This is a genomic window from Mesorhizobium sp. M4A.F.Ca.ET.050.02.1.1, from assembly GCF_003997725.1.
Taxonomy (GTDB): Bacteria; Pseudomonadota; Alphaproteobacteria; order Rhizobiales; family Rhizobiaceae; genus Mesorhizobium.
In genome coordinates this window covers 1-3,921 of record NZ_RZSG01000569.1, presented here as the reverse complement: position 1 = coordinate 3,921, position 3,921 = coordinate 1, and the positions used below count along the sequence as shown (strand labels likewise).

Below are 3,921 nucleotides of genomic sequence, written 5' to 3'. Positions count from 1 at the left end.
GATCCTCCCAATGCGGGTTGTGACCGCAATCTTGCGCCCACACCAGACGTGAGCCCACCAGCGCCTGAGCCAGCGCTCGCTGGTGCACCGCGCCGAAAAGCGGATCGCGCACACCAGCGATGATCAACGCCTGCGCCTGCACGGCTCGCCCCACGGCGGTCAGATCGGCGCGACGGACTTCTTCGAGAATGGCGCGCCAGCGCGCCGCGGGAATCGCGGAGGCGTCTTTTGCGAGACCGGCGAGAAAAGCCTGCGGCACACCTGGCTGGCAGGCATGCCACCAGTCATAGAACGGATCGGCTGGCGAAATCGGATCGCGCAACGCCGCGACCCTGTCGGTCAATTGATGATCCCGTCCGAAATCGGGCTTCAGCGTGCTGGCCACAATCACCAGCCCGCCGATCAATTCGGGATGCCGCGCGGCCAGCATCATCGACACCATGCCACCCAGCGAATGGCCGACGACGACCGACCGATCGAGCCGCAGGCTGCGGATCAGCCCGGCAATGTCCTCTGCGAAGTCAGCAATGCGATAACCATCGCCCGCCTGTGAGGCGCCGTGGCCGCGCAGGTCCGGCATGATCAGTCGGCGCCCGGAAAGATGCGGCGCCAGCAGCGAAAAACTGCGGCTGGTGTCGGTGAAGCCATGAACCAGGAGCAGCGGCGGCTCCGAACCGGCGACCTCGACATAGGCAAGATCGAGACCGCCGACACCGGCGATTTGCTTGCGGCCGGCCCAGGGGTCCTGCTCGGCCTCCTGATACGCCAGCTCCAAAGCTGCCGGCCTCACAGTCCGAGCTTTTCCTTGACCGCGGCGAGGCCTGGCTTGCCGTCGAAAGTGGCGACACCGGCGAGCCAAGCGTCGAGACGATCTTTGTGCAAGGCGATCGACTTCAACGCCCCCTCCTCCGGCTTCATGCCGTCATTGATCAGGTAGCCCATGCCGACATTCTCCATATCGATGTCGAATGCGAGGTTCTTCAGGAACTGCGCCACATTCGGGCATTCCTGCAGAAAACCCTTGCGCACCTGCGTTGTCACCGTCGCGGCGCCGAAATTAGGGCCGAAGAACTTGTCGCCGCCGGTCAGGTACTTGAAGTCGTACATCGTGTTCATGGGATGCGGCGCCCAGCCCTGGAAGACAATGAATTGCTTCTCCTTGATCTCGTAGCCGACCTCCGAGAGCATGCCAGCTTCGCTCGACTCGACCACCTGCCAGCCGTCGAGGCCGAACTGAGGATCGGCGATAGCGTCCATCATCAGCTGGTTGGAGCCCGGCTCGATGCCGTACATCTTCTTGCCGAACTTGTCGGCGAATTTGTGCAGGTCGGACAGGTCCTTGACGCCGGCGTCCCAGACATAGGTCGGCACGGCGAAGGTGTATTTGGCGCCGACCAGATTGACGCGCACATTCTCGATCGAGCCGTCCTTCTTGTAGGGCTCATAGTAGGTGACCATCGCCGGGTCCCAGTAGCCGAGGAACAAATCGAGGTCCCTGTTCTTCATGCCCTCGTAGATGACGTTGATGCCGAGCACCTCGCTCTGCGGCTCGTAACCAAGCGCCTGGAGCAGGACGTAGGCGACCCCTGTGGTGAAAGCGAGATCGTTCCAGCCGGGTTCCGCCATGCGGACCGCCTTGCACTGCTCGGCCTCGGCCGCTCGGGCCGCCTGGGTACCCAGCATCAACGCAGCCAGACAGACCCCGTTCGCAAGCACTCGCAACATATCGGCTCTCCTCTGATTGACCAATTGGTCATATTATTGTCCCGTTGGTCAATTGTTGATCTAAGTGGACGAAAATGTCAACAATGGAATCGCCATGCATGGATCGATCCGATGAAACTCACGCGTCTCAGCGACATACGCCGCAAGGAGTTGCGGCAGGCGGCCTTCGCGGTGCTGGAGCGCGAGGGCATTGCCGGTGCGACGCTGGAAAAGGTGGCGGCCCAGGCCGGCGCCTCGAAAGGCATCGTGCTGCACTATTTCCGCAGCAAGCAGGAGCTGTTCGAGCATGCCATGCGCGAGGCAAATGCGGTCCTTTGCCACGCGGTGATCGCCAGGCTCCGGCGAGCGCGGACGCCGATGGAACGGCTCGACGCGGTGATCGAAGGCAATTTCGAGGAGCATCTGTTCCGGGCGCCGCTCTGCCATGCCTGGCTGTCGCTCTGTGCCGAGGTGCCCCGCGACGAAAAGCTGGCGCGCATCCAGAAGGTCATCCACGCGCGCATGCGCTCGAACCTGTTGTCCGGCTTGCGCGGCCTGACATCGCCGGACGTGGCCGACGAGATAGTGATCGGCGTCACCGCACTGATCGACGGGCTGTGGCTTAGGCTTGGCCTGCGGCCGGGCAGCGTATCGCGCGAGTTGGCGGTGCGCCAGGTCAAGGACTACGTCGTGGGACGCCTCGCCCTGCGCCAGACAGCGCCCGCCGGGATGGCGTCGGCCGGGTAAGTTTCATACCGGGCGATAGGCCCACGGGTTGACCCTCCGCGCCATTCGGCGCTGCATCCCTGCGCGGCACATTGCAGGGAGCCTGGCGATGAGACTTCAGGGCAAAAGGGCGCTGGTCACCGGCGGTTCGGATGGCATCGGCTTGGCAATCTCTGAAGCCTTCGCTCGCGAAGGCGCCGATGTGCTGATCGTTGGCCGCGATGCCGGCAAGCTAGAGGCCGCGCGGGACGCGCTGGCGGTAGAAGCAAAAGGTAACGCCACGGTAGAAACGCTGTCGGCCGACCTCGCCACCAGCGCCGGCATCGACGCGGTGGCTGCCCGGGTCAAAGGATCCGGCCGGCCGCTCGACATCCTCGTCAACAATGCCGGCGTCGCTTATCTGGTGCCATTCGAGACGGTCAGCGAAGAACGGTTCCAGCATTCCTTCGCGCTCAACGTGACGGCGGCCTTCTTCCTGACGCAGCAGCTCCTGCCGCAGCTCGGCGCCGGCGCCTCAATCATCAACATCTCGTCCTATTTCGCCAACAAGATGATCCCGAAGCGGCCGTCCAGCCTTTACTCGCTCTCCAAGGGCGCGCTGAACTCGCTGACCAAGTCGCTCGCCTTCGAGCTCGGCCCGCGAGGCATCCGGGTCAACGCGATTGCGCCCGGCACGATCGACACCGCGATGCGGCGCAACTCGATCGAAAACCTGCCGCAGCAGGCACAGGACGACCTCAGGGCCTATGTCGAGCGCTCCTATCCGCTCGGCCGCATCGGCCGCACCAGCGACCTCGCTGGCATTGCCGTCTATCTCGGCAGCGACGAGGCCGCCTGGACCAGCGGCGGCATCTTTGCGATCGACGGCGGCTATACGGCGGGGTGAGAGGCTCTCTCTTCCCCTTCCTCCCTTGTGGGAGAAGGTGTAGCCGAAGGCGACGGATGAGGGGGCTCCAGCTTGGCGCCGACAGCGATCCGTCACGCACCTCTCAACCGTGTCGGCGCTGCGCGCCGATCCACCTTTTCCGACAGAGGGAGAAGGAAGAGGCGCTTCAACCGATTTGCATCTTCTTGGCCCGCAATCTCTGCTTGATGCCATTTGTGCAACGCGATACGCCGTTGCCGAATTCGACAACCGGAGACCCTCCAGTGAGCGCTGAGAAGAGCAGAACCGAAACCGACACATTCGGTCCCATCGAGGTCGCCGACGACCGCTACTGGGGCGCGCAGGCGCAGCGTTCGCTTGGCAATTTCAAGATCGGCTGGGAGAAGCAGCCGGCCTCGATCGTCCGCGCGCTCGGCATCGTCAAGCGCGCGGCGGCCGAAGCCAATATGGAGCTGAAGCGCCTCGATCCCGCGCTCGGCAAGGCGATCATCGAGGCCGCTCAGGAGGTGATCGACGGCAAGCTCAACGACCATTTCCCGCTGGTGGTGTGGCAGACGGGCTCGGGCACGCAGTCCAACATGAACGCCAATGAGGTGATCTCCAAC

Annotated in this window: 5 protein-coding genes; 3 read left to right on the top strand and 2 right to left on the bottom strand. The window is 63.7% G+C overall.

Annotation, left to right across the window (positions count from 1 at the left end; all coding sequences use genetic code 11):
- Both EOA33_RS27050 and choX read right to left on the bottom strand, forming a co-directional pair.
- The coding region (locus EOA33_RS27050) for an alpha/beta hydrolase (protein ID WP_145989301.1) at positions 1-790 on the bottom strand (790 nt) is incomplete at its 3' end.
- Positions 787-1,725: a choline ABC transporter substrate-binding protein gene (choX, locus tag EOA33_RS27045; protein ID WP_126055154.1), complete on the bottom strand. Its 939-nt coding sequence runs from the start codon at positions 1,723-1,725 to the stop codon at positions 787-789. The genes EOA33_RS27050 and choX, both read right to left, overlap by 4 nt.
- Positions 1,726-1,836: 111 nt before the next feature.
- Here choX and betI point away from each other — a divergent pair, with 111 nt between their 5' ends.
- The 3 genes from betI to EOA33_RS27030 all read left to right on the top strand — a co-directional run.
- Positions 1,837-2,451: a transcriptional regulator BetI gene (gene betI, locus EOA33_RS27040; protein WP_127407030.1), complete on the top strand. Its 615-nt coding sequence runs from the start codon at positions 1,837-1,839 to the stop codon at positions 2,449-2,451.
- A gap of 88 nt (positions 2,452-2,539) precedes the next feature.
- The gene (locus tag EOA33_RS27035) at positions 2,540-3,316 is read left to right on the top strand and encodes an SDR family oxidoreductase (RefSeq protein WP_127407029.1); all 777 of its coding nucleotides are present in this window, start codon (positions 2,540-2,542) and stop codon (positions 3,314-3,316) included.
- Positions 3,317-3,579: 263 nt separating this feature from the next.
- A partial coding sequence (locus EOA33_RS27030; RefSeq protein ID WP_245482447.1) for a lyase family protein occupies positions 3,580-3,921 on the top strand: 342 nt, incomplete at its 3' end.

Coding starts and splice junctions, on each gene's coding strand:
- choX (WP_126055154.1), bottom strand. CDS start 1,725: ATGTTGCGAGTGCTTGCGAACGGGGTCTGTCTGGCTGCGTTGATGCTG.
- EOA33_RS27035 (WP_127407029.1), top strand. CDS start 2,540: ATGAGACTTCAGGGCAAAAGGGCGCTGGTCACCGGCGGTTCGGATGGC.
- betI (WP_127407030.1), top strand. CDS start 1,837: ATGAAACTCACGCGTCTCAGCGACATACGCCGCAAGGAGTTGCGGCAG.